The sequence below is a fragment of the Janthinobacterium sp. 13 genome (assembly GCF_002749695.1).
GTDB classification, from domain to species: Bacteria; Pseudomonadota; Gammaproteobacteria; order Burkholderiales; family Burkholderiaceae_D; genus Janthinobacterium; species Janthinobacterium kumbetense.
On the sequence record NZ_PEEQ01000001.1, the window covers coordinates 1,759,981 to 1,783,357 of the forward strand.

Sequence of the window (23,377 nt, forward strand, 5' to 3'; positions counted from 1 at the left end):
CCGCTCAGCCCACGGCTTCGCGCGCGCCCAGCGGCTGCAAATGGCGCAGGCGCAAGGCGATCAGCACGCCGCCGCCCAGGCACAGGCCCAGCATGACGACCACGCCCGTCCAGCCGTCGAAGCCCCACATCATGCCCGAGGCAGACCCGATCAGGCTGGAACCCAGGTAATAGAACAGCAAATAAAAGGCCGAGGCCAGCGCCTGCGGCGCGCGGGCGCGGCGGCTGACCCAGCTGCTGGCGATCGAGTGCGAGGCGAAGAAGCCGAACGTGGCCAGCGCCATGCCGATGACGATCAGCGGCAGCGAGTCGAACAGGGTCAATACAATGCCGGACAGCATCACCGACAGCATGATCCACAGCACGCCCCGGCGCCCCAGGCGGTCCACCAGGCGGCCCGCCCAGACGGAACTGAAGATGCCGATCAGATACAAGAAGGCCAGCAAGCCGACCGTGCTCTGGCGCAAGCCGAAGGGCGCGGCCAGCAGGCGGTAGCCGATGTAGTTATACAGGCTGACGAAACAGCCCATCAGCACGAAGGCCAGGCAGAACAGCCACGGCAAGCCCTTATCCGAAAAATGCTGCTTGATGGCATGCGGCAAGGCATTCCAGCCCTTGGTGCTGGGCACGAAGTTCTTCGACGCGGGCAGGCTGCGCCAGAATTCCGCCGCCGCCAGCACGCCGGCCACGCCCAGCACGCCCAGGGCCCAGCGCCACGACAGGAAATCGCTGAGCATGGACGCCACCAGCCGCCCCGACATGCCGCCAAACGCGCTGCCGGCGATATACAGTCCCATCGACAGGCCCAGCGACGGCCCTTCGATTTCCTCGCCCAGATACGCCATGGCCACGGCCGGCATGCCGCCCAAGGCCACGCCCAGCGCGGCGCGGATCGCCAGCAACTGCGCATAATCCTGCGCGAACGCGGACAAAATGGTCAATATTGCGGCGGAAAACATCGACGCCACCATCAGCGGCTTGCGTCCCACCCTGTCCGACACGGCGCTCAGCAGCACCAGCGAGATGGCCAGCAAGCCGCTCGACACGGACAGGGACCAGCTGCTTTGCGCCGGCGTCAGATGGAACTGGTGCGACAGCAGCGGGAACAGGGGCTGGATGCAGTACAGCAAGCTGAAGGTGGAAAAGCCGCCAAAGAACAGCGCGCGGTTGCTGCGCTTGAATTCGATGGAACCCTTGGCGATGGCCGTGCGGGGAGCGGGAGCGGCAGGCGAAAGCGCCGGCGTGGCGGCGGAGGCATAAGCGAGCGATGAATCAGACATGGCCGTGTTCGTGAAAGAAGCGAGTCTTCATCTTAGGATTGCCAACTCATATCGTCCAATATATATTTAAGGCCCAACTCATACTTTAAAACGATTACTGGACGAATATGGAACTGCGCCACCTGCGTTATTTTGTCGCCGTCGCCGAGGAGTTGCACTTCACGCGCGCGGCCGAGCGCCTGCACATCGGCCAGCCGCCGCTGAGCCAGCAAATCCAGGCGCTGGAAGCGGAATTGGGCGCGCAGTTGTTCGAGCGCAACAAGCGCTCCGTGCGGCTGACGCAGGCGGGCACGCTGTTCCTCGACGATGCGCGGCGCATCCTGGCCCTGTCGGAACAGGCGGCCGTGACGGCGCGCCGGGCCCAGCGGGGCGAAGCGGGCGAATTGCGCATCGGTTTTACCTTTTCCACGCCGTTCACGCCGTATTTCGCCACCGTCATCAACCGCTACCGCCAGCTCTTTCCGCACGTCACATTGACCCTGCACGAGATGGCAACATTGCATCAACTGGAAGCGATCTCGGGGCGGACCATGGACCTGGGTTTCGTGCGCCCGCCGGAAACGACGTACCCCTCCGATATCAAGCTGACGCAACTGCGCCAGGACCCGCTGTTCCTCGTGCTGCCCGTCGCCCACGCGCTGGCGGCCAAGGAGGCCATCGCGATTGCCGACATGGCGGGCGAAGGTTTTGTCATGTATCCCAAGGATGCGGGCACGGGGATTTATCCGCAGATCTTTCGCCTGTGCAAGGCGGCCGGCTTCGTGCCCCAGGTGGCGCAGGAAGCGGGCGAGGCGTCGACCATCATCGGCCTGGTGGCGGCCGGCTGCGGCATTTCCGTGCTGCCCGCCTCGTTCGACCGCATCCGCATGGATGGCGTGTGCTACCGCCCGATCGACGACCCGCAGGCGACGACCAGTCTGTTACTGGCGCAAAGGGAAGAAGAAACGTCGCCGCTGGTGGCGGCATTCGTGAAACTGGCCGAGGAAGCGGCGCTGGAAGGGGGAGCGTAGGCCGGCAGGCGCCGGCCCACGTACTGCATTACGAGTAGTCGGCGTCCAGCTCCGAACCCGCATAGTTTTCCAGGTCCTCGAACAGGCTCTTCATGCTGGCCCGCGTGAGGATTTTATGCACGACGGTGCAGCTGCGGCGGTACGAAGCGATGCGGTCGAGCAACACCGGGTGATGCTGCACGGGCACCTTGGCCACCAGGGCGGCCCAGCCTTCCTCGAAGTCGGGCTTGTTCTTGCGCACGGAACGCACGAAGCGCTCGAACTCCTTCTGCCCCGTGCGCGCGATGACGCGCCCGCCGCCTTCGATGGCGAAGATGATGGCCAGGGCGATGACGCCCTCGGCATTCAAGTCGCTGTCGCTGACGGGGCCATTGTCGTGGTGGCGGCGCAGCCAGCCGGCCAGGCGCACGACGGCTTGCACTTCCTTGCGCTGTTGCAACTGCAACGCATACTTTTCATAGCCGGCCCAGTTCTGGTTCGGGTCGGCCTGGCAAATATCGATGAACAGCTCGCGCAGGCGCCGCTGCAGGTAGACGGGGTCCTGGTCGTATTCACCGACGAGGGCGTCTTCCGGCAGCTGCGACAATTCCTTGATCAGGCGAAAGCCCACCTGGAACGCGTGCTCGGCGCCGTGCTCGACGAGGAAATCGAGCGCGGCCTGGTCGCCTTCATGCGTGACGGCCTGCTCCAGGCCCAAGGACACGCCGCCCACCGTCAGGTACAGCGCTTTCTGGATGCCGTCGGCCGTGCGTTCATTCGTGAACTTCTCGGCCACCATGGCCGTGATGCCCGTCAATTCATCGGCCAGGTTCAGGGCCGCGTCTTCGCGCGGGTCGCCCGGCAACAGTTTGATGGCGCGCACCAGGCGCGGAAGATTCTCTACAACAATTGCTGGCAGCATTAGACGTTCCCTGCTTTCATCAAGAGAAAATGCCCGTGCCCAGGCTGCGGCGCGTGCTGGAACGCGGCGCGCTGCGCGTGCTCGGCACTTGCTTGCGCAGGCGGTACAGCAATTCCTTGGTACTGCGCTGCAACATGGTCGGCTCTTCGTCCGGGTCGTCCGAGTATTCCGCGTCGGCCAGGTCGGCGCTGTGGCGGAAATCGGGGAACAGTTCGAACAGCGAACGGTCCCAGCCGTCTTCATTCGCTTGCGCCAGCTCAATGGCCAGCGGCACGACGTCGTTGTCGGACGAGGTCACGCCCGTCACGTACGGTCCCTTGATGACGATTTCGCCCGCCACTTCGAGGATTTCCTTCGGCGCCATCGAGAACAGGATGGCGAACGCCGTCGCGCCCCAGTCGGTAGCGGACGCTTCGAGCAGCAGCTCGCGGCGGCGCTCGGCGTCGTCGGTGGAAAACACCACGCCGTGGATGTGCGCGAACAGCGCTTCGGCGATGCGTTCCGGATCATCCTCGATCTGGTCGTCGCTCCAGGTGGCGGCGATGAAGGCCAGGCTGTCGGCCCAGGCTTTCGGCGGTACCAGCAAGGTCGCCAGCGACATCTTGCCGCCATCGAAGCCGGCCAGGTGCAGGGCCGTCACTTGCGGCGGGATGGCATTCAGCACTTCCACCACGGCAAGATCGCCGTACTGGTCGGCCGCGTCGGCAAACGCCTGCTCGGCGTGGCCCAGCGAACCGGACAGCACCAGCTCCGTGACCTGTTTCGTCAGCGCGGGAAGATTGCTCTTTTGATCCGCATTTTGCTTGTCATTATCGGCCATGGTCATCTCCATCCTGGTCAAACATCTGGGCGAAATCGTCGGTCGCTTCGTCTTCATCGTGCTCGTCGTCGCCGTCGTCATTGGCGGCCAGCTGGTCGAGCGACTGGTCGTCGTCGTCCCACAGGCGGGGATTCTTGTGCAGGAAGGCCGTGATGATGGCCTGGCGCGCCAGGTCGGGGAAGCTTTCCTCGATGGCGGCGTACATCTTGGCCGCTTCCGGCGCGGCGCAGGCGGCCATGGAAAACACGCGGGCCGTATCGCCGAATTCGTAGTCTTCGCTTTCGGCCAGCAAGCCCTTCGGGTCGCTGAAGGTGATGTGGTCGACCAGCGCGAAGGCCAGCATGTTCACGTCTTCGATGCCGCCGCCGCTCGCGTATTCACCGACCAGCGCATCGACCATGCTTTTGTAGTTCTTGCGGTTCGGCGGGTCGCCGAGGATGCCTTCGATCTGGCCTTCCAGCTCGCGCGACTGATACGCGAATTCAGGGTGTACTCTTCTCATGCTGTGCTTTCCAATGTGGTGCGCGGCACTTTTACTTAAAAGCAAAAGCACCATTGTTTGTTGTTTTTCAAATCATTCAGGCTGGCCGGACAGCCGCCAGCAGGCTTAATCTGCCGGTAGGACGGTGCCATGCAGGCGGAACACGCCGCACCACAGGGCATAGGCTTCCGCTTCCGGATCGATGATGATGCGGTGGTTCACGCTCTGGTCGTATTCGGCGCGCTTGGCCGGGTCGGCCAGGATTTCATACGCCTTGGTGACGCTCTTGAAGCGCGCCTCGGCGCCGGGGGCCTGGTTGCGGTCGGGGTGGAAGCGCATGGCCAGCGAACGGTAAACCTTCTTGATTTCATCGTCGCTGGCATTGGGCGCGACACCGAGGACGTTATATAAATTTTCCATAAAAGGCTCCGGGGTCACGTTTTTCTACTAATTAAAGGCGAATTATCCTATAGAACGGCGTCCGCGTCGCTTGCATGCCGGGAAATGGGGGCAAATACGTGCTTATAAAGCGCTTGCGGTACGGTAAAATGCTTTTTACTGTCACTCTTCCGCATTGATCAATGAGCAACGATAAACCGAATAACGCCGCGCCGGCGCTGGCGCCCAATTTCTTGCGTAACATCATCGAAGCCGACCTGGCTGCCGGCGCCCATGTGCGTCCCGGCCTGCCCCAGGTGATCACGCGTTTCCCGCCGGAGCCGAACGGCTACCTGCACGTGGGCCACGCCAAGTCGATCTGCGTCAACTTCGGCCTGGCGCGCGATTACGCCGGCCAGTGCAACCTGCGTTTCGACGACACCAACCCGGCAAAGGAAGAGCAGGAATACGTCGACACCATCATGGACAGCGTGAAATGGCTGGGCTTTGACTGGGAACCGAAGCAGGCCGATGGCCAGAGCCACCTGCATTACGCGAGCGACTATTTCGACCAGTTGTACGCGATGGCCGAGTACCTGATCACGGCCGGCTTAGCCTATGTGGACAGCCAGAGCGCCGAAGACATGGCCGCCAACCGGGGCAATTTCGGCCAGGCGGGCAAGAATTCGCCGTTCCGCGACCGTCCGCGCGACGAATCGCTGGCCCTGTTCCGCGCCATGAAGGCGGGCCAGTTCAAGGATGGCGAACACATCCTGCGCGCGAAGATGAGCGAAGATGCCATGAGTTCGCCGAACATGAACTTGCGCGACCCGGCCATCTACCGCATCCGCCATGCGCACCACCACCGCACGGGCGACGCCTGGTGCATCTATCCGATGTACGACTACACGCACCCGATCTCGGACGCGCTGGAAAACATCACGCATTCGATCTGCACCCTGGAATTCCAGGACCACCGCCCATTCTACGACTGGCTGCTGGAAACCCTGTCGGCCGGCGGCTTCTTCCAGCAACCGGTGCCGCACCAGTTCGAATTCTCGCGCCTGAACCTGACCTACATCGTCACCAGCAAGCGCAAGCTGCGCCAGCTGGTGGAAGAAAAAATCGTCGACGGCTGGGACGACCCGCGCATGCCGACCCTGGTGGGCATGCGCCGCCGCGGCTACACGCCGGAAGCGATTCAATTGATGTGCGAACGCACGGGCGTGACGAAATCCGACGGCTGGATCGACTACAGCGTGCTCGAAGGCTGTTTGCGCGAAGACCTGGACCCGAAGGCGCCCCGTTCGGTGGCCGTGCTGCGTCCGTTGAAACTGATCATCGACAACTTCCCTGAAAACGACAGCGTGGAATGCACGGCGCCCGTGCACCCGCACTTCCCGGAGCGCGGCTTGCGCACCTTCCCCATCTCGCGCGAGCTGTGGATCGAGGAAGACGACTTCATGGAAGTGCCGAACAAGGGCTATTTCCGCCTGTATCCGCCGATCGACGACAAGCCGGGCAGCAAGGTTCGCTTGCGCTACGGCTACGTGATCGAGTGCACGGGCTTTGACAAGGATACGGACGGCAAGGTCATCGCCGTGCATTGCACCTACTTCCCGGACAGCAAGTCGGGCACGGAAGGCAGCGCCAATTACAAGGTCAAGGGCAATATGCACTGGGTCAGCGCGCCGACGGCCATTCCCGCCGAAGTACGCCTGTACGACCGCCTGTTTACGGACCCGCAGCCGGACGCGGGCGGCAAGGACTTCAAGCTGGCCCTGAATCCGCTGGCCAAGGAAGTGGTGCAAGCGTGGCTGGAACCGGGCGCGGAACTGGCCCAGCCGGAACAGCGCTTCCAGTTCGAACGCCACGGCTATTTTGCGGCCGACCGGGTCGACAGCCAGCCGGGCAAGCCCGTCTTCAACCGCATCGTCACCCTGAAAGACAGCTGGCAGCCCGCCAAATAAGGGCTGGACGGCACACGAAAAAAACCGCTGCGGCGGTTTTTTTTCGTTTCAAAGAGAAATATTGCCTGTTGACTATATTCACGATAGTTTTGTATATTAGGCAGCTATTGAGCAATTTGCAATTTCGATAGTCCTTGTGCAACTGAGTACAGCCACCACCACACAGGCGGCACCCGATTCCTCTTCCTGATGCGGATGGCGATGTCTTCTACTGCCGGCGAACACCCCTTAGCTGCTGAAAAAAGACCGCTGTGGCTGTTCGGCTTTGTCGTGTCGACGATGGTGGGCCTGCTGTTCTACATGGCCGCTTCGCTGTCGATCGAAAGCGATGCCAGCGAACAATTCAACAATCTGGCGCGCAACACCCAGAAAAACATCGAATCGCGCACCAAGTCGTATGCCAACCTGCTGCGCGGCACGGCCAGCCTGTTCCAGGCCAACGAACACGTGAGCCGCGAGCAATTCCACCGCTACGTGGCCAACATCGCCCTGCAACAGAACTATCCGGGCGTGATGAATCTCAATTACAGCCAGGAACTCGACGAGACGCAGCGCGCCGCTTATGAAGCGGCCATGCGGCGCGACTATCCGCCCGGGCGCGACGGCTATCCGGCGTTTGCCATCCACCCGCCCGGCCCGCGCGCCCAGTATTCCGTGCTCGTATACATCGAGCCGATCGCCAGCGCCCCGGAAAAGTATGGCTACGACATCGCCTCGCGCCCGCAGATCGCCGAAGCGCTGGCGCAGTCGCGCGATTCCGGCCACATCAGCAATTCCGGCGTGCCCGTGCCGATGGACGGCCGTCCTCAGCTGACGGGCATGGCCATGCGCCTGCCCGTGTACCGCTTCGGCATGCCCGTCGAGACGGTGGAGCAGAGGCGCGCCGCTTACCAGGGGTCCGTCGGCATCGGCTACGACCTGGTGACGATGATGCGCAGCGCGCTGGCCGACATGCCGGTACGCAACGTCCGCCTGACCCTGTTCGATATCGGCCCGCAGGCGCTGCAACAGCGGGACGTGCCGCTGCAGTTGCCGCACGACATGCGCCCCATCTTCGACAGCACGGCGGCGGGCATGCATGCGCCATGGTGGCAGCCCGGCAGTTCGGGCCGCTACCTGAGCAGCACGCTGCTGATCGAGCACAATGGCCGCGCCTGGCAAGCGCTGTTCAGCGTGCGCAAGAGCGACCTGTATTCGCGCTTCGACGCCTTCCTGCCGTGGCTGGCCCTGCTGATCGGCTTTGCCAGCACCATGCTGCTGTACGTGCTGTTCCATACCCTGGCGTCGTCGCGCCGGCGCGCCATCCAGATGGCGACGGGCATGACGGAGGAATTGCGCGCCAGCCAGATCCGATTGCAACTGTCGCACCAGAAACTGCGCCGCCTGGCCGCGCACGCCGACCAGATCAAGGAAGAAGAGCGCAAGCGCATCGCGCGCGAGATTCACGACGACCTGGGACAGAATCTGCTGGTCCTGCGCATCGACGCCGACATGCTGGCCTCGCGCACGCAGCGCCGCCACCCGCGCCTGAACGCCCGCGCCCGTTCGACCCTGGAACAGATCGACGCCACCATCAAGAGTGTGCGGCAGATCATCAACGACTTGCGCCCTACCGTGCTGGACCTGGGCGTGAATGCGGCCGTCGAATGGCAGGTGGCGCAATTTCGCCAGCGCACGGGCATCGCCTGCGAAGTGAGCGAAAGCCATGACGACATTTGCCTCAGCGACCAATGCGCGACGGCCCTGTTCCGCATCCTGCAAGAGTCGCTCAGCAATATTTCCCAGCATGCGAATGCCAGCCGCGTGCAGGTCAAGCTGGAAAAATGCCGCGATACGGTGTCGATGAGCGTCAGCGACAACGGCGTGGGCGCGGCCATCGACGGGCGCAACAAGCTCGGCTCGTTTGGCCTGGTGGGGATAGAAGAACGCATCAAGTTGCTAGGTGGCACTTTTTACATCGAAAGCAGCCCCGGCGCCGGCATGAGCGTGCACGTCAGCGTGCCGCTGGGCGCGGACGCCACCGCGTTTCCCTACGAGGAAGAAAGCCGGGCCAGCGGCTGACCGGCACGCGCCCCGCATGAATCAAGCTCAGCTTGCATATTTCGTAATAAGATGCAATATTGATGTAGAACAACTTAGCGCCTGCCCGCCATGGGCAAGGCATTCCTTGACTACTTGCCAGGAGTACGCACGCGCCGCTTTCCCTTGTTTCACCGTATTTCCCACAACGCTCTTTACCAAAGGACATTCATGGATACGAACGACAGTTTCAAGGCTATTGCCGATTTGAATTTGGACGCGATCAAGGTCAAACTGATGCACCGGGAGTCAGGCGAAGGATGGAGTCTGGAGAAGGCCAACGCGGTGGAATTCGAATACCGCCGCTTCCTGATCCTGATGAAACAGTTTCCGCAAGAAGAGACGGCGCCCCTGATGGACGTCGATACCTTCTGGCACTACCACATCCTCGATACCCTGAAATATGCGGCCGACTGCGAACAGGTGTTCGGCTACTTCCTCCATCACTTCCCCTACATCGGCTTGCGCGGCGAGGACGACGAAGCGGCGCACCATCGCGTGGGCGAGCGCATGAAGCAGTTGTATGAACAAACGTTCGGGGAAGATTATATCCGCGCTGAAACCGCGTATTCGGGGCGCGCCGTACAGGCGGCGTATTCGGGACGTGCGGTGCAGGAGACGGCTTACTCCGGCCGCGCCGTGCAAACGGCGTTTTCCAGTGCGGCGGTGCAAGCGACGGCTTACTCGGGCCGGGCCGTGCAAACGGCGTTTTCCAGTGCGGCAGTGCAGGCGACGGCGTATTCGGGCCGCGCGACCGGGGCTGCCAACACCGCATTTTCCAGCGCCCCTGCCTCACTGGCCGCAGCGGTGGTCAAGTCGTCCTCGACTGGCCTGGAAATGGGGCGCTTCTATGTCGATCGTCCGGTGCTGAACCGCGACCCGCAATAGAAAAGCGGAAAACAGATGTGGCTGCCGCACGCGGCAAGCCTGACGTACCCAGACGGCACCTCTCAGTTTGCCGTCTGTCAGGCGCTCTTAGGCAGCCATCAACTCGCGCAGTTCACGAATGCTGAAATCGCTGATTTCATGCATGCGGATGAGGATCGTGGCGCCGATCGGCAAGGTATTGTGACGAATCTTGCTGATGACCGGTGGCGCCACTTCCAGGGCTCGCGACAAGGCGGCATCGTTTTTCAGTTGCAGCTTGTCGATGATCGCATCGAGGACGCGATTCGGGTTGTAGGTAGGCAAAGAGGTAATTTGTTTGAGAGACATGATCGAAAATCCGTACTTGTTGTATTAGAGCAAAAAGAAACCGAATGTCTCTTCTGCAATAATTCAGGGTAAACACACTAAAAAGCGCCATCACTTATGCGGCTTTTACGCCGCAAACAATATAATACACGCTATTGTTGATTTTTGCGTAACTTAACGCAAAATTGTGATAATTGAAGAGAATTGACGCACTTGGAATGTGCTAGAGGATAACTCAAATTGGAAAAATTTGCTGCAAGTCATCAATTTTTACGATGAGCAACACCGCTATGCATGAGCCAAGCTATGGCCATGAGGGCGCTCAGGCGCGCCATTTCGGCAGATAGATGCCAGCCTTCCGCGGCCACGCCGGCCGGGGTGGCAAGCGGGCACGTACCCGGAACGGCATCCACGCGGCACCAGGCCAGTTGCCGGCGGATTTCATCGGGCGGCGGCGGCGGCTGCAGCGCACGTTCGCGACGGCGCATGTAAGCGCGTACCTGTTCCTTGCTGGGGTGACTCGTAGCTCGCATGGCTCGCTCCTGCTGACGGGAAACAGCGTCACGCTATGCAGAGCCCGCCACAAGAGCCCAGACGCGTGACGACATTGCTCACCATATCGCCAGCGCGCCATGACGCGTTTGCGCTGCGTCAAAGGTCACGGCCCCGGTGTTGCGCCGAGACCCGTACTGCGCCATGGCCCCAGCGGCCAGGCCCATATTCTTATTTCTTTTGCTGGCGCACGCGCTGCTGCTGCTTTTCCTGCGTTTGCTGGCGATTCTGCTTGCGCTCGAACAAGGTGACCGCATCTTTCTTGGCTTGTTCGACGGTACGCATTTCCTCATGCGCATCGTGCGGGACAAAAAATTCGGCGTCCTGCGCGGCCACGACGAGCTTGATGGCGGCCTCGTCGTCGAGGTCGTACAGTTCCGTCAGGACGGTGGTGACCTCGTCCAGGTATTCTTCGTAAGTGAGGGTGCTCATGCTGTAGTCCTTAAGTGAGTGGCGCAGCGCGGGAACGGCGCGCTGCGCGCCGGCCCAGCAAAGTGCGCAGATAACCGGCCATTTTACCCGATGCCGGCGCCATCGGCTGCCATCGCCTGCAAGGCATCGGCCACGCGCGCGTAGCGCAGGCGCACGCCCAGCTCGCGCTTGAGGCGGGTATTGTGCAGGCGGCGCGATTCGGACATGAACGACAGCAGCATCGGCGTGACCACTTGCCGCAGCTCGGCCCGCGGCAGGCGCGGCGGGCGCGGCAAGCCGAACGTATCGGCCACGGCATCGAAATACTCGGCCATCCTGAGTTCGCTGTCATCGCTGGCGTGATACACGCGTCCCGGCTTGCCCCGCCACAAGGCCCGTTCGATGACGCGCGCCAGGTCATCGGCATGGATATGGTTGGTGTACACATCGTCGCTGGCTTCCAGGGCCGGCGTGCCTTCGCGCAAGCGCTTCAGCGGCAGGCGGTCTTGCGCATAAATGCCCGGCACGCGCAGGATGGCCACGCTGGCGCCGCGGCGCGCGCCCCAGCCGCGCAAGACCTGTTCGGCGTCCACGCGCCGCTTCGCGCGCGCATTCGCCGGCGCCGTCGGCCGCGTCTCATCGACCCAGGCGCCGCCGCAATCGCCATACACGCCGCTGGTGCTCACATACACCATGCGTGCATGCTCGGGTAAAATGGCGACCAGATTGCGCGTGCGCCGGTCCAGCAAGCCCGACGACATGGGCGGCGCCAGGTGCACGACCATCGTCGCCAGTCCCGCCAGCCGTTTCAGGCTGGCGCGCTCGTCGAGGTTGGCCACGATGGGCACGGCGCCGGCCGCCCGCAACTGCGCGCAGCGCGCCGGCTGGCTGGTGACGGCAAAGACGCGAAAGCGCGCGCGCAGCAGGGGCAGCAGCCGCATGCCGACGTCGCCGCAGCCCAGGATCAGCAAGCGCGGCAAGCCTGACGGCTTGCGCAAAGAGTGCATTAACATATTTTTCATCTCAAGGATTGTATGACTTTTCAAATTACTGTTCAGCCCAGCGGCCACCAATTCAGCTGCGAAGCGGACGAAACCGTCCTGTCGGCGGCGATACGCGCCGGCGTCGGCCTGCCGTACAGCTGCAAAAGCGGCGCCTGCAGTTCCTGCAAGGGCAAGATCGTGTCCGGCAGCGTACAGCATAAGCCATACCAGGCCCGCTCCCTGACGGAAGATGAAGCGGCGGCCGGCTACTCGCTGCTGTGCTGCGCCGTGCCCCAGGGCGACCTGGTGGTGCAGGCGCGCGAAGTGGCGGGCAGCAGCGACTACCCGATCAAGAAAATGCCGTCGCGCGTGACCACCATCGAGAAAATCGCGCCCGACGTCGTCGTGCTGACCCTGCAATTGCCAGCCAGCGAGCGCCTGCACTACCGCGCCGGACAGTATATCGAAATCATGCTGCGCGACAACAAACGCCGCAGCTACAGCATGGCCAGCGCGCCCGTCGAAGGCGGCCCCGTGAGCCTGCACGTCCGCCACATGCCGGGCGGCCTGTTCACCGACCAGGTGTTCGGCAGCATGAAGGAGCGCGACATCCTGCGCTTCGAAGGCCCGATGGGCACCTTCTTCCTGCGCGAAGATTCCGACAAGCCCGTCGTGCTGCTGGCCTCGGGCACGGGCTTTGCCCCCTTGAAAGCCATCGTCGAGCACATGATCAACGAGCAGTCGCCGCGTCCGATCACCCTGTACTGGGGCGGCCGCCGGCCGCACGACCTGTACATGGACGCCCTGTGCCGCCAGTGGGCCGCCGACTTGCCGCAGTTCACCTATGTGCCCGTCGTGTCGGACGCGCTGCCGGAAGACGCGTGGCAAGGCCGCACGGGCTTCGTGCACCAGGCCGTCATCGCGGACTTGCCGGACATGTCCGCGTATCAAGTGTATGCCTGCGGCGCACCGATCGTCGTCGAGTCGGCCAACCGCGATTTCGTGCAATTGTGTCAATTGCCGGCCGACGAGTTTTACGCGGACGCCTTCACCACGGAAGCCGACCTGGCCAAGTAAGCATCCAGACAGCGGGGTGCTGCTGGCGCGGCATCCGCTGCCGCTCCACCCCGCTGTTTCCTGGAAATTTCATGTCTCTCGCCTCTGCCGGCAACGGCTTCAGTATCCTGCGTCACCGCAACTTCGCCTGTTATCTTTCCGCCCGCGTGCTGGGCACGGTGGCCGTGCAGATGCAAAGCGTGGCCATCGGCTGGCAGGTGTACCAGATCACGGGCAGCCTGTTCGACCTGGGCCTGATCGGCCTGGCGCAATTCGCCCCCTTCCTCGTGCTCATCTTGCCGGCCGGCCACGTGGCCGACCGCTACAACCGCCGCAACATCATCGCGTGGTGCCTGGCGGCGCAACTGGCGTGCGCGCTGGCCCTGCTGGCGTTTACGTTAAGCAATATTTCCATCGTCTGGCCCGTGTTTGCCGTGCTGGTGCTGTTCGGCAGCGCGCGCGCCTTCATGATGCCGGCCACGCAAGCCGTGCTGGTCAACATGGTGCCCACGCAACACTTCAGCCGCGCCGTCGCGCTCAGCTCGTCCAGTTCGCACGTGGCCATCATCCTCGGCCCCACCCTGGGCGGCTTGCTGTACTACTTCGGCCCCAAGGTCGTGTATCTGATCTCGTCCGCGCTGCTGGTCGTGTCCGTCCTGCTGATGCGCGCCACCACCCCGGCGCCGCAAGTGGTGAAACGCGAACCCGTCAGCTGGCATACCCTGCTCGAAGGCTTGCGCTTCGTCTGGTCGAAGCCCATCGTGCTGGGCGCCATTTCGCTCGACCTGTTTGCCGTGCTGTTCGGCGGCGCCACGGCCCTGCTGCCGGCGCTCGCGCATGACGTGCTGCATGCCGGACCCAGCGGCCTGGGCTTGCTGCGCACGGCGCCGGGCGCCGGCGCCGCCCTGTGCTCGATCGCGCTGGCCATGTTTCCCATCACGCGCCGCGTGGGCGCGTGGATGTTCGGCGGCGTGGCCGTCTTCGGCCTGGGCACCCTGGTGCTGGGCAGCACCAGCTATTTCCCGCTGGCCCTGACGGCGCTGTTCCTGATGGGCGCCGGCGACATGGTCAGCGTCTACATCCGCCACCTGCTGGTGCAGTTCGAGACGCCGGACGAGATCCGCGGCCGGGTCAGCGCCGTGAACGCCGTCTTCATCGGCGCCTCGAACGAGCTGGGCGAATTCGAATCGGGCTTGACGGCCGGCTGGTTCGGCCTCGTGCGCGCCGTGCTCTTCGGCGGCGCCGCCACCCTGGCCGTGACGGGTATCTGGGCCGTGCTGTTCCCCGTACTGTCGCGCATGGACCGCTTCCCCCACCACGAGAAGGAAGCGGCCGCCAGGACGGCCACCGCGACAAGCGCATAAGGTCTAAGATGCGCTATCCCCACTGACGAATCCGCACCATGAAAATCACGCTTCCATTCCACGGCTTCATCCGCAGCCGCCCCCACCTGAGCATGGCTACGGCCATCGGCGTGGCGGCCGGCCTGCTGCTGCCCGCATCCTGGCAACAGATGACGCGTTTGCTGACGGCGTGGAATGTCGCCGTCTGGTTCTACCTGGCGACGATGGCCTGGATGATGATGCGCGCCAACCACCACAAGGTCAAAGCCATGGCGGCGCGCCAGGATGAGCGGGCGGCAACCGTCCTGTCGGCCCTGTCCGTCGCATCCGTGATGAGCCTGGTGGCCATCGTTTCGCAGCTGTCCTCGATGAAAGACATGGCGCCGGACGAGCGCGCGCTGCATTACGGCCTGACGATCCTCACCCTGGTCGGTTCCTGGTTCCTCGTCGGCACCCTGTTCTGCTTTCATTACGCCCACCTGTACTACCAGGCCGATCCCGCGCTGCGCCCCCTGAAGTTTCCCGACGACGAGCAAAGCCCCGATTACTGGGATTTCCTGTATTTCGCCTTCACCATCGCCGTCGCCGTGCAAACGTCGGACGTTTCCGTGCAGACGCGCATGATGCGGCAAATCGTGCTGGGACAATCCGTGCTGAGCTTTTTCTTCAACCTGGTCGTGCTGGGACTGTCGATCAATATCGCGGCCGGTCTCATCAATGGCTGAGGGTAAATAATTTCGTAGTGGAAACTTGACCTGGCTGAAGGGTTAAGCTCATCTTAATCGTGCGCACCCTCTTGAAATACTGGAAAGAGGAGTAAGATAAGTCATGCACAGGGATCAAGTGCATGAGGCAAGAACCAGGCGCCGACGCGCCCCGGCAGCGGGTTTGACCACTGCCATGCAAGGCGCCTGAGATGGGTTTTTTTTGAATTGACAGGAGTAAGCATATGCAAATCAATATTCATACCGACAGCACCATCGCCAACACCGCTGGACTGAACGAACATGTGCAATCCGTACTTGAAAGCGCACTGAACCGCTTCCGCGACAACCTGACCCGCATCGAAGTCCACATCAGCGACACGAATGGCCCGAAAGGCGGCGCCGACGATATCCGCTGCGTCATGGAAGCACGCGTTGCTGGCTATCAACCGATCGCCGTGACCGAACAGAACGCCACCGTGCATCAATCCGTTGCCGGCGCCACCGACAAACTGAAACGCGCCATCGATAGCGCCCTGGGCCGCCTGCAAGACAGCAAGCGCCACGCCACCGGCAAGAATGCCGTGATCGATACGGCCGAAGCGGAAGAAACCGCCGAGTAATCCCCACCCGCAGGATTTCCAGAGACTGAGGCAGCCGTTCAAGGCTGCCTTTGCACATCCGGCCCGCCTTTCGCGCGCGGCAACATCCATAACAAAACCGCAAGCATTCCTGCGTATTGACGCGGCAATGAAATAATTGTCGTATTTCTCACAGTAAGTGACCTCAAGCAAGCCTTTGGCGTTACAGCCAAGGCCGCTTTACGCTATCATGAAGCTACCGGCCCCCTGCTCGCGCGCCGGCTTTTTGAAAGTGTGATTGTGGAACAGATCGGCAACTTCGGCGCTTCAGGCTGCAACATCGGCGATTTACAGCTATTTCGCGATGGGGCGGATAGCCAGACGGCCGCCATGCTGGCGCCCTGCCCCGTGATGCGCCTGGAAGCGGGCGAAGCCATTGCCGACACGCAAGGCGCCAGCCTGTACATCGTCCTGCGCGGCTCGCTGGCCGTGGCCGCCGACACCCACACGGGCATGGATGACGGCACCGTCAGCAAGGTCTTGCCCGGCGAAAGCGTGGGCGAACAATCGGTGCTCGATGAAGCGAGCAACCTGGCCGCCATTTCCGCCCTGGAAGAAACCGATTTGCTGGTGATCGACGCGGCCATCGTCTGGGAATTGATCGAACAGTCGAACGGCCTGGCGCGCAACCTGCTGCGGCTGCTGTCCTTCCGCATCCGCGCCGCCAATGCCCTGCTGCGCCGGCGCCAAAAACTGGGCGAATTCTACCGCCAGCTGTCGATGGTCGACAGCCTGACGGGCTTGTACAACCGCGCCTGGCTGACGGATTTACTGCCCAACATGATCGTCACGGCCCACGCCAGCGGCTCGCCGCTGTCGCTGGTGATGATAGACCTCGACCATTTCAAGCGCTTCAACGACACGCACGGCCACCAGGCGGGCGACCAGGCACTGCGCATCGCCGCGCAAGTGCTGGGCGCAGCCCTGCGGCCCACGGATTTTGCCGTGCGCTACGGTGGCGAGGAAATGATGGTGATCTTGCCCGATACCAACGAACACGTGGCCTTGCGGGTGGCCGAGCGCTTGTGCGAGCGCATGCAGCTCGCCGTCATCTTCGCCGACATGCGCAGCGCCTTGCCGCACATCACGGGTTCCTTCGGCGTGGCCAGCCTGGCGGCCGAACAGGACGACCATGCGCTGATCGCCGCAGCCGACGCGGCGCTCTATCGCGCCAAAGCATCGGGCCGCAACAGGGTCATGCTGTAGTTCAGGCAGCCTTGCTGTCGGCCGGCTTGCCAGCATCCGGCTTGGCGGCATCATCCTTCTTGCTGCTGTGCGCGGCGATGAAGTCGGCATAGCCCTTTTGCACCAGCTCGTACGTCTTGTCGATATTGCCGGCGATGTCGCCATTCAGCACTTTCAAGCCGCCCAGGATGTCGCGCGCTTCCTTGAAGCCTTTTTCCATGCCGCCGCTGATGGTGTCCATGAACTTGGTCAAGGCCGTATCGTCGTCCAGGCCGGGATTCTGTTTCTTGAAAGCATCAAAAAATCCCGTCGACAGCGATACAATGCGGTTCGCCGTCGCTTCGGCGCTGTTATCCTGCGAGGCCGCGTTCTGGATCGCGTCCTCGCCGTACTGGCCCTTCAGCGCTTCATTGATGTTGGTGATGGCCGTCTTGTACAGCAGCGCCAGCGGCTCGTTCTCGGAACCGATCGACACGTTCAGCGACGCCTGCATGATGGAAGCGTTCAATTGCAGCTTGGTGCGGTCATTCACGCTCATTTCAGCGTTGACGCCGTCCTTTTGCTGGACTTTATCGTCCTTGCCGGCAACGCCCGTACTGACGGAAGTCACGGAAGGGGTGGAATTGCCGCTTGCGGCGATGGGAATTGACACGATAGACCTCCTTGAACGGGCAATATATGCCACCATGCGGGAAACGCGATGATGACCATCCTCTCGTGTAGTATCGGCAGGTTTTCAGAAAACTGTAGCAGCGGCCGCTTTTGGCGGCCCGGATAACCAATCAAGCAACGACCATCAATGACTAACCAGACCTTTCTTTGGCACGACTACGAAACCTTTGGCGCCCAGCCGCGCCGCGACCGCCCGGCCCAGTTCGCCGCCATCCGCACGGATGCCGACCTCAACGAGATCGGCGAACCCATCATGCTGTATTGTCAGCCTGCCAATGATTTCCTGCCCGACCCGCAATCGTGCCTGATCACGGGCATCACGCCGCAGCAGTGTCTGCAGCTGGGCGTGCCCGAACACCAGTTCGCCGCCACCATCGAAGCGGCCTTTTCGGAGCCAGGCACCATCGGCGTGGGCTACAACACCATCCGTTTCGACGATGAAGTCACGCGTTTCCTGTTCTGGCGCAACCTGATCGACCCGTATGCGCGCGAATGGAAGAACCATTGCGGCCGCTGGGACATCCTCGACGTGGTGCGCATGACACACGCGCTGCGCCCGGAAGGCATCGCATGGCCGAAGCGCGACGATGGCCAGACCAGTTTTAAACTGGAACACTTGAGCAAGGCCAATGGCCTGGTCCACGAAGCGGCGCATGATGCACTGTCCGACGTGCGCGCCACCATCGCCCTGGCACGCCTGATCAAGGAAAAGCAGCCGAAACTGTTCGAATTCTGCCTGGCGCTGCACAAGAAGGACAGGGTCGCCAGCGAAATGGGCATGCACCTGGCCGCCGGCGAGCGCCAACCCTTCCTGCACGTGTCGGGCATGTTCCCCGCCGAACGGGGCTGCCTGGGCGTCGTCTGGCCGCTGGCCACGCATCCGAGCAATAAAAATGAAATCCTCGTCTGGGATTGCGCCTACGACCCGCGCGAACTGTTTACCCTGGACGCCGACACCATCCGCACGCGCCTGTTCACGCGCAAGGACGCCATGCCGGAAGGCATGACGCGCCTGCCCGTGAAAAGCGTGCACCTGAACAAGTCGCCCATGCTGGTCGGCAATTTAAAGACCTTGTCGCCGGCCATGGCCGCGCAATGGGGCATCGATCTGGACGCGGCGAAGGTCAACGCGCAATTCGCCGCCACGGCGCCGAACATGGATGCCGTCTGGGCCGAAGTGTTCCAGCGCCCGGGCGCGAATGCCGCGCTGGACGTGGATGAGGATTTGTACAATGGTTTCGTCAGCAACGACGACCGCCGCCTGCTCGAATCCTTGCGCCGCGACACGCCGGCCAAGCTGGCCACGGCCCGCCCCTCGTTTGCCGATGAACGCCTGCAGGAACTGCTGTTCCGCTACCGCGCCCGCAATTTCCCGCAAACCCTGAGCGAAGCGGAAAGCCTGCGCTGGGAACAGCACCGCGCCGCCCGCCTGTTCGACGGCGACGCCGGCGCCCGCACCATCGAAATGCTGTTTACGGAAATCGACGTGCTGTCGGAATCCGTCGATGAGCGGGGCGAGGAAATTCTGGGAGAACTCTACGATTACGCGGAGATCGTTGCCCCGCAGCGCGATTAGTCGCACCTAACCAAACCTACTGCGCGTCGGTATAGGTGGCCTGCGATGCTCACCGTACTCCAGTACGGTTGCGCTTCTCGGCCACCTCTCCCTTCCGCTCGCTACGGTTTTGTTAGGCGCTGTGAGGCTGACTGTATATCGTTTTTAAACCGAACGGTGCGCGTTGATGGCATCGCGCGTTTCAATGGCCACGCGGCGCGCCGCGTCGGCGAAGTCTTCGCCCGCCTGCGGCGTGGCGTAGATGATGGCGCGCGACGAGCTGATCATCATGCCCATGCCGTTCGCCGTCTGGCCCGCGCCGACGGTGGCGGCGATGTCGCCGCCCTGGGCGCCGATGCCCGGCACCAGCAGCGGCATGTCGCCGACGATGGCGCGCACCTGCGCCAGTTCTTCAGGGAAGGTGGCGCCGACGACGAGCGCGCACTGGCCGTTTTTATTCCACTTTTCGGCCACCAGGCGCGCCACGCGCTGGTACAGCGGTTCGCCGTCCGTATTCAGGAATTGCAGGTCCGAGCCGCCCGGGTTCGACGTGCGGCACAGGATGATCACGCCGCGGTCTTTCCACGCCAGGTAGGGATCGAGCGAATCCTCGCCCATGTACGGGTTCACGGTGACGGCATCGGCGCCGTAGCGCTCGAACGCTTCGCGCGCGTATTGCGTGGCTGTCGCGCCGATGTCGCCCCGTTTCGCGTCGAGGATCAGGGGGATGTGCGGATAATTCTCGCGCACGTAGCGGCAGATGTCTTCCAGCTGCTTTTCCGCGCCCAGCGCGGCAAAATACGCGATCTGCGGCTTGAAGGCGCAAGCCAGGTCGGCCGTGGCATCGATGATGCGCGTGCAAAAGGTGGTGATTCCATCAGGCAGGTCGCGCAGTTCGGCCGGCAGTTTCGCCAGGTCGGGGTCCAGGCCCACGCACAGCAGGGAATTATTGGCCGTCCACGCGGCGGATAATTTATTGATGAAATTCACGGCACACCTTCTCTATATTCAGTTGCAAACCCCGTATTGTAACGCGGCGCAGGCTTGCCACGGCGTCACAAGGCGGTCGGGGCCGGCGGCCGGCGCTTATTAAACCGACATTACGGGCCGTTTCAGGTATATTTGCCTCACCTCCCTTACTCTGCACGGAACCCATCATGCAAATCACCAATCAATTCACCAAATGGCTGCGCCTGGCGCTGAGCGTCACCGTCCTGGCCGGCGTCCTGACGGGCTGCGGCTACAACGACTTCCAGAGCAAGGATGAAGCCACCAAGGCCGCCTGGGGCGAAGTGGTCAACCAGTACCAGCGCCGCGCCGACCTGATCCCCAACCTGGTGAACACCGTCAAGGGCTACGCCACGCATGAAAAGGAAACACTGGAAGCGGTGACCAAGGCGCGCGCCGCCGCCACCAGTTTCCAGATCACGCCAGAAGTGCTGAACGACCCGGCCGCGTTCGAAAAATTCCAGCAAGTGCAGGGGCAGCTGTCGTCGGCCCTGTCGCGCCTGATGGTGGTGTCCGAGAAGTACCCGGACTTGAAGGCCGACACCAGCTTCCGCGACTTGCAGTCGCAGCTGGAAGGCACGGAAAACCGCATCACCGTGGCGCGCCAGCGCTACATCGTTGCCGTGCAGGATTACAACGTGCATGCGCGCAGCTTCCCGAACAACCTGACGGCCATGGTCTTCGGCTACAAGGTCAAGCCATCGTTCACGGTGGAAAATGAAAAAGCCATCTCGACCGCACCGACCGTCAACTTTGGCAAATAAGATGAAAGCCTGGTCCTATCTCGCGGCGCTGGCGACGGCGCTGCTGCTGTGGACGATGCCGCCAGCCGGCGCACAGGGCTTGCAGCCCGTGCCGCCGCTGGCCGCGCGCGTGACGGACAACGCCGGCATGCTGGACGCCAATCAAAAGGCGGCGCTGGAAGGCGTGCTGGCCGATTATGAAGCCAAGACGGGCAGCCAGATCGCCGTGCTGCTGGTCAAGAGCACGGAACCGGAAGCCATCGAGCAATACAGCATCCGCGTGACGGATGCCTGGAAGCTGGGCCGCAAGGGCGTCGATGACGGCGTGCTGCTGATGGTAGCGAAGGACAACCCCTCGTCCCTGCGCCGCCTGCGCATCGAGGCGGGCCGCGGCGTGCAGGGCGTGCTGACGGATGCGCAATCGAAACGCATCCTGCAAGACGTGATCGCCCCCCATTTCAAGCAAAACGATTACTACGGCGGCCTGGTGGCCGGCGTGGGGTCGATTGCCACCCTGCTGAACCAGGAGCAATTCCCCGCTGCGGCGCAGCAGAAGGCGCCAGCCACCGTGGAAGCGGGCGGCATGACTTTCTGGCTGCCGCTGCTGTTCTTCGGCTTCCTCGTCGTGCTGACCCTGTTCCGCTCGCGCGGCGGACCGACGCGCCTGCAGCGCGGCAGCAACTGGTCCAGCGGCGCCACGGGCGTCGTGCTGGGTAGCATCCTCAGCCAGGCGCTGAACAACCGCGGCGGTGGCGGCTTCGGCGGCGGCGGTGGTTTTGGCGGTGGCAGCGGTGGCGGCGGTGGTTTCGGTGGCGGCGGCGGCGGTTTTGACGGCGGCGGCGCCTCGGGAGATTGGTAATGACGAAACAACTGACATTCGGACAACGCTGCGGACGGGCCTTGAAACATTTGCGGGGCACGCCGGCGACGGCGCGCCACGCCTTTCCGGAACGCACCCTGAAAGCCATCGAGACGACGATTGCCGACGGTGAAGCGATGCACCAGGCGGAAGTGCGCCTGATCGTCGAAGCGGCCCTGACGCCGGGCATGGCGTACCAGGGCGTGAGCAACCGCGAGCGGGCGCGCGAACTGTTCGCCCAGTATGGCGTGTGGGATACGGAAGACAACGTCGGCGTGCTGATCTACATCAACCTGGCCGAGCACCAGGTCGATATCGTGGCCGACCGCAACGTGGGGCGCCGCGTCACGCCGGAACAGTGGCAAGCCGTGTGCCGCACCATGACCAAAGGGTTCAAGGATGGCAATTACCACGACAGCACCCTGGAAGCGCTGGCGCAGCTCAATACCCTGCTGCAAAGCCACTTCCCCGCCAACGGCACGCGCGGCAACCAGTTGCCGAACGAGCCCATCCTCCTCTGATTCCTGCCCAGGGATTAAAATCTGCCCATTGCCGCGCGGGCTGGTGTTCCTGGCAGCGCGGCCCCCATACCCCGCCGAGGAGCACACATGAAATTAGTCAATAAAACCGCCATCGTCACGGGCGCCACGCAAGGCATCGGCCTGGCTTGCGCCACCCGCCTGATCGCCGAAGGGGCGCAAGTGATGCTGGTCGACATCAAGGAAGAAGGCGCGCAGGCGGCCGCCGCCCTCGGCCCGCAGGCGCGCTTCTTTTGCGCCGACGTCAGCCAGAAGGCGGACGTGGACGCCATGCTGAAGGAAACCCTGGCGCAGTTCGGCCACATCGATATCCTCGTCAACAATGCGGGCGTCACGCACGCGGCCGACTTCCTCGACGTCTGCGAAGACGATTTCGACCGGGTCATGCGCATCAACCTGAAATCGATGTTCCTGTGCGGCCAGGCCGTGGCGCGCGAAATGGTCAAGCGCAACAGCGGCTGCATCATCAACATGTCCAGCGTGAATGCGGAACTGGCCATTCCGAACCAGGTGCCGTACGTGGTGTCGAAGGGCGCCATCAACCAGCTGACCAAGGTCATGGCCCTGAACCTGGCCTCGCACGGCGTGCGCGTCAACGGCATCGGGCCGGGCACCATCCTGACGGAACTGGCCAAGCAGGCGGTGCTGTCGAGCCCGGAAGCGCGCCACACGATTTTGTCGCGCACGCCGCTGGGCCGCTGCGGCGAACCGGAAGAAGTGGCCGGCATCGCCGCCTTCCTGGCCAGCGACGACGCCACCTACATGACGGGCCAGACCATCTATGTCGATGGCGGGCGCATGGCGCTCAATTACACGGTGGCCGTGAAGGAATGAAGGCAGGCGCGGCAAGTTATATCGAAAAAGAATAATGGTTATCCGAAAAGATCATTAGACACATATCGTGCAACGCAGCATAATGCACCTGTCTCCACTATTCTCCTCCAAGAAAATAGTTTTAAGCCCGCTTTCACCAGCGGGCTTTTTTTTCGCTATCAGTCTTGAAACATGGCTATT

The 23,377-nt window shown here is 62.7% G+C and carries 24 protein-coding genes; 14 read left to right on the plus strand and 10 right to left on the minus strand.

The window, feature by feature from the left end:
• Window positions 1–4: 4 nt before the first annotated feature.
• Complete coding sequence (locus CLU94_RS07755; RefSeq protein ID WP_257218717.1) at window positions 5–1,279, minus strand: MFS transporter; 1,275 nt, start codon at window positions 1,277–1,279, stop codon at window positions 5–7.
• Between the two features lie 107 nt (window positions 1,280–1,386).
• On the opposite strand from CLU94_RS07755, the gene CLU94_RS07760 reads away from it, so the two are divergent.
• On the plus strand, window positions 1,387–2,289 hold the full coding sequence (locus CLU94_RS07760) for a LysR family transcriptional regulator (RefSeq protein ID WP_077400521.1): 903 nt from the start codon (window positions 1,387–1,389) through the stop codon (window positions 2,287–2,289).
• Between the two features lie 28 nt (window positions 2,290–2,317).
• Here the strand turns inward: CLU94_RS07760 and CLU94_RS07765 are convergent, their stop codons facing one another.
• The 4 genes from CLU94_RS07765 to CLU94_RS07780 all read right to left on the minus strand — a co-directional run bounded on the left by CLU94_RS07765 (window position 2,318) and on the right by CLU94_RS07780 (window position 4,911).
• A complete protein-coding gene (locus CLU94_RS07765; protein WP_077400518.1) occupies window positions 2,318–3,190 on the minus strand; it encodes a hypothetical protein in 873 nt (290 codons plus the stop codon).
• 19 nt (window positions 3,191–3,209) lie between these two features.
• On the minus strand, window positions 3,210–4,010 hold the full coding sequence (locus tag CLU94_RS07770; RefSeq protein WP_034781755.1) for a hypothetical protein: 801 nt from the start codon (window positions 4,008–4,010) through the stop codon (window positions 3,210–3,212).
• Window positions 4,000–4,512: a hypothetical protein gene (locus tag CLU94_RS07775; protein WP_034781751.1), complete on the minus strand. Its 513-nt coding sequence runs from the start codon at window positions 4,510–4,512 to the stop codon at window positions 4,000–4,002. The genes CLU94_RS07770 and CLU94_RS07775 overlap by 11 nt, the downstream gene beginning before the upstream one ends.
• Before the next feature lie 105 nt (window positions 4,513–4,617).
• Window positions 4,618–4,911 carry a DnaJ domain-containing protein gene (locus CLU94_RS07780; RefSeq protein WP_010395442.1) on the minus strand — a complete coding sequence of 98 codons (294 nt, stop codon included), beginning with the start codon at window positions 4,909–4,911 and terminating at the stop codon, window positions 4,618–4,620.
• 161 nt (window positions 4,912–5,072) lie between these two features.
• Between CLU94_RS07780 and CLU94_RS07785 the strand changes: the two genes are divergently transcribed.
• From CLU94_RS07785 to CLU94_RS07795, 3 genes are all read left to right on the plus strand, one after another.
• Window positions 5,073–6,839: a glutamine--tRNA ligase/YqeY domain fusion protein gene (locus CLU94_RS07785; RefSeq protein WP_099665220.1), complete on the plus strand. Its 1,767-nt coding sequence runs from the start codon at window positions 5,073–5,075 to the stop codon at window positions 6,837–6,839.
• A 201-nt stretch (window positions 6,840–7,040) separates the two neighbouring features.
• The gene (locus CLU94_RS07790; protein ID WP_257218718.1) at window positions 7,041–8,900 is read left to right on the plus strand and encodes a CHASE domain-containing protein; all 1,860 of its coding nucleotides are present in this window, start codon (window positions 7,041–7,043) and stop codon (window positions 8,898–8,900) included.
• 189 nt (window positions 8,901–9,089) lie between these two features.
• Window positions 9,090–9,806 carry a glycine-rich domain-containing protein gene (locus CLU94_RS07795; RefSeq protein ID WP_099665221.1) on the plus strand — a complete coding sequence of 239 codons (717 nt, stop codon included), beginning with the start codon at window positions 9,090–9,092 and terminating at the stop codon, window positions 9,804–9,806.
• A gap of 87 nt (window positions 9,807–9,893) precedes the next feature.
• On the opposite strand, the gene CLU94_RS07800 is transcribed toward CLU94_RS07795, so the two are convergent.
• The 3 genes from CLU94_RS07800 to CLU94_RS07815 form a co-directional block, all read right to left on the minus strand.
• On the minus strand, window positions 9,894–10,133 hold the full coding sequence (locus CLU94_RS07800; RefSeq protein ID WP_029496207.1) for a hypothetical protein: 240 nt from the start codon (window positions 10,131–10,133) through the stop codon (window positions 9,894–9,896).
• A 702-nt stretch (window positions 10,134–10,835) separates the two neighbouring features.
• Complete coding sequence (locus CLU94_RS07810; protein ID WP_034759943.1) at window positions 10,836–11,096, minus strand: hypothetical protein; 261 nt, start codon at window positions 11,094–11,096, stop codon at window positions 10,836–10,838.
• Window positions 11,097–11,179: 83 nt separating this feature from the next.
• Complete coding sequence (locus CLU94_RS07815) at window positions 11,180–12,097, minus strand: SDR family oxidoreductase (RefSeq protein ID WP_099665223.1); 918 nt, start codon at window positions 12,095–12,097, stop codon at window positions 11,180–11,182.
• Window positions 12,098–12,109: 12 nt separating this feature from the next.
• Between CLU94_RS07815 and CLU94_RS07820 the strand changes: the two genes are divergently transcribed.
• The 5 genes from CLU94_RS07820 to CLU94_RS07840 all read left to right on the plus strand — a co-directional run bounded on the left by CLU94_RS07820 (window position 12,110) and on the right by CLU94_RS07840 (window position 17,008).
• A complete protein-coding gene (locus CLU94_RS07820; protein ID WP_099665224.1) occupies window positions 12,110–13,135 on the plus strand; it encodes a CDP-6-deoxy-delta-3,4-glucoseen reductase in 1,026 nt (341 codons plus the stop codon).
• A 71-nt stretch (window positions 13,136–13,206) separates the two neighbouring features.
• Window positions 13,207–14,478 carry an MFS transporter gene (locus tag CLU94_RS07825; RefSeq protein WP_099665225.1) on the plus strand — a complete coding sequence of 424 codons (1,272 nt, stop codon included), beginning with the start codon at window positions 13,207–13,209 and terminating at the stop codon, window positions 14,476–14,478.
• A 38-nt stretch (window positions 14,479–14,516) separates the two neighbouring features.
• On the plus strand, window positions 14,517–15,182 hold the full coding sequence (locus CLU94_RS07830) for a DUF1345 domain-containing protein (RefSeq protein WP_099665226.1): 666 nt from the start codon (window positions 14,517–14,519) through the stop codon (window positions 15,180–15,182).
• A gap of 224 nt (window positions 15,183–15,406) precedes the next feature.
• Window positions 15,407–15,784, plus strand: coding sequence for an HPF/RaiA family ribosome-associated protein (locus CLU94_RS07835; protein ID WP_034781728.1), 378 nt, complete (start codon window positions 15,407–15,409; stop codon window positions 15,782–15,784).
• Window positions 15,785–16,042: 258 nt separating this feature from the next.
• Entirely contained in the window at window positions 16,043–17,008 is a 966-nt protein-coding gene (locus tag CLU94_RS07840) for a GGDEF domain-containing protein (RefSeq protein ID WP_099389628.1), read from the plus strand.
• 1 nt (window position 17,009) lies between these two features.
• Here the strand turns inward: CLU94_RS07840 and CLU94_RS07845 are convergent, their stop codons facing one another.
• A complete protein-coding gene (locus CLU94_RS07845; RefSeq protein WP_257218719.1) occupies window positions 17,010–17,639 on the minus strand; it encodes a DUF5610 domain-containing protein in 630 nt (209 codons plus the stop codon).
• A 147-nt stretch (window positions 17,640–17,786) separates the two neighbouring features.
• Between CLU94_RS07845 and sbcB the strand changes: the two genes are divergently transcribed.
• Complete coding sequence (gene sbcB / locus CLU94_RS07850; protein WP_099665228.1) at window positions 17,787–19,235, plus strand: exodeoxyribonuclease I; 1,449 nt, start codon at window positions 17,787–17,789, stop codon at window positions 19,233–19,235.
• Between the two features lie 144 nt (window positions 19,236–19,379).
• Here the strand turns inward: sbcB and pyrF are convergent, their stop codons facing one another.
• Window positions 19,380–20,204 (minus strand): orotidine-5'-phosphate decarboxylase, encoded by an 825-nt coding sequence (gene pyrF / locus CLU94_RS07855; protein ID WP_077400487.1) that lies wholly within the window; start codon window positions 20,202–20,204, stop codon window positions 19,380–19,382.
• A 167-nt stretch (window positions 20,205–20,371) separates the two neighbouring features.
• On the opposite strand from pyrF, the gene CLU94_RS07860 reads away from it, so the two are divergent.
• The 4 genes from CLU94_RS07860 (at window position 20,372) to CLU94_RS07875 (ending at window position 23,197) form a co-directional block, all read left to right on the plus strand.
• Window positions 20,372–20,986 carry a LemA family protein gene (locus CLU94_RS07860; protein ID WP_099665229.1) on the plus strand — a complete coding sequence of 205 codons (615 nt, stop codon included), beginning with the start codon at window positions 20,372–20,374 and terminating at the stop codon, window positions 20,984–20,986.
• Window position 20,987: 1 nt separating this feature from the next.
• Window positions 20,988–21,824, plus strand: a complete 837-nt coding sequence (locus CLU94_RS07865; protein ID WP_099665230.1) for a TPM domain-containing protein — start codon at window positions 20,988–20,990, stop codon at window positions 21,822–21,824.
• Window positions 21,824–22,345, plus strand: coding sequence for a TPM domain-containing protein (locus CLU94_RS07870; RefSeq protein ID WP_099665231.1), 522 nt, complete (start codon window positions 21,824–21,826; stop codon window positions 22,343–22,345). Before CLU94_RS07865 ends, CLU94_RS07870 begins: the two co-directional genes overlap by 1 nt.
• Before the next feature lie 87 nt (window positions 22,346–22,432).
• On the plus strand, window positions 22,433–23,197 hold the full coding sequence (locus CLU94_RS07875) for an SDR family NAD(P)-dependent oxidoreductase (protein ID WP_099665232.1): 765 nt from the start codon (window positions 22,433–22,435) through the stop codon (window positions 23,195–23,197).
• Window positions 23,198–23,377: the final 180 nt, after the last annotated feature.

What these genes read in the sequence shown, in the direction of transcription:
- CLU94_RS07755 (WP_257218717.1), bottom strand. Translation starts at nt 1,279, where the DNA reads ATGTCTGATTCATCGCTCGCTTATGCCTCCGCCGCCACGCCGGCGCTT.
- CLU94_RS07760 (WP_077400521.1), top strand. Translation starts at nt 1,387, where the DNA reads ATGGAACTGCGCCACCTGCGTTATTTTGTCGCCGTCGCCGAGGAGTTG.
- CLU94_RS07765 (WP_077400518.1), bottom strand. Translation starts at nt 3,190, where the DNA reads ATGCTGCCAGCAATTGTTGTAGAGAATCTTCCGCGCCTGGTGCGCGCC.
- CLU94_RS07770 (WP_034781755.1), bottom strand. Translation starts at nt 4,010, where the DNA reads ATGGCCGATAATGACAAGCAAAATGCGGATCAAAAGAGCAATCTTCCC.
- CLU94_RS07775 (WP_034781751.1), bottom strand. Translation starts at nt 4,512, where the DNA reads ATGAGAAGAGTACACCCTGAATTCGCGTATCAGTCGCGCGAGCTGGAA.
- CLU94_RS07780 (WP_010395442.1), bottom strand. Translation starts at nt 4,911, where the DNA reads ATGGAAAATTTATATAACGTCCTCGGTGTCGCGCCCAATGCCAGCGAC.
- CLU94_RS07785 (WP_099665220.1), top strand. Translation starts at nt 5,073, where the DNA reads ATGAGCAACGATAAACCGAATAACGCCGCGCCGGCGCTGGCGCCCAAT.
- CLU94_RS07790 (WP_257218718.1), top strand. Translation starts at nt 7,041, where the DNA reads ATGTCTTCTACTGCCGGCGAACACCCCTTAGCTGCTGAAAAAAGACCG.
- CLU94_RS07795 (WP_099665221.1), top strand. Translation starts at nt 9,090, where the DNA reads ATGGATACGAACGACAGTTTCAAGGCTATTGCCGATTTGAATTTGGAC.
- CLU94_RS07800 (WP_029496207.1), bottom strand. Translation starts at nt 10,133, where the DNA reads ATGTCTCTCAAACAAATTACCTCTTTGCCTACCTACAACCCGAATCGC.
- CLU94_RS07810 (WP_034759943.1), bottom strand. Translation starts at nt 11,096, where the DNA reads ATGAGCACCCTCACTTACGAAGAATACCTGGACGAGGTCACCACCGTC.
- CLU94_RS07815 (WP_099665223.1), bottom strand. Translation starts at nt 12,097, where the DNA reads ATGAAAAATATGTTAATGCACTCTTTGCGCAAGCCGTCAGGCTTGCCG.
- CLU94_RS07820 (WP_099665224.1), top strand. Translation starts at nt 12,110, where the DNA reads ATGACTTTTCAAATTACTGTTCAGCCCAGCGGCCACCAATTCAGCTGC.
- CLU94_RS07825 (WP_099665225.1), top strand. Translation starts at nt 13,207, where the DNA reads ATGTCTCTCGCCTCTGCCGGCAACGGCTTCAGTATCCTGCGTCACCGC.
- CLU94_RS07830 (WP_099665226.1), top strand. Translation starts at nt 14,517, where the DNA reads ATGAAAATCACGCTTCCATTCCACGGCTTCATCCGCAGCCGCCCCCAC.
- CLU94_RS07835 (WP_034781728.1), top strand. Translation starts at nt 15,407, where the DNA reads ATGCAAATCAATATTCATACCGACAGCACCATCGCCAACACCGCTGGA.
- sbcB (WP_099665228.1), top strand. Translation starts at nt 17,787, where the DNA reads ATGACTAACCAGACCTTTCTTTGGCACGACTACGAAACCTTTGGCGCC.
- CLU94_RS07860 (WP_099665229.1), top strand. Translation starts at nt 20,372, where the DNA reads ATGCAAATCACCAATCAATTCACCAAATGGCTGCGCCTGGCGCTGAGC.
- CLU94_RS07865 (WP_099665230.1), top strand. Translation starts at nt 20,988, where the DNA reads ATGAAAGCCTGGTCCTATCTCGCGGCGCTGGCGACGGCGCTGCTGCTG.
- CLU94_RS07870 (WP_099665231.1), top strand. Translation starts at nt 21,824, where the DNA reads ATGACGAAACAACTGACATTCGGACAACGCTGCGGACGGGCCTTGAAA.
- CLU94_RS07875 (WP_099665232.1), top strand. Translation starts at nt 22,433, where the DNA reads ATGAAATTAGTCAATAAAACCGCCATCGTCACGGGCGCCACGCAAGGC.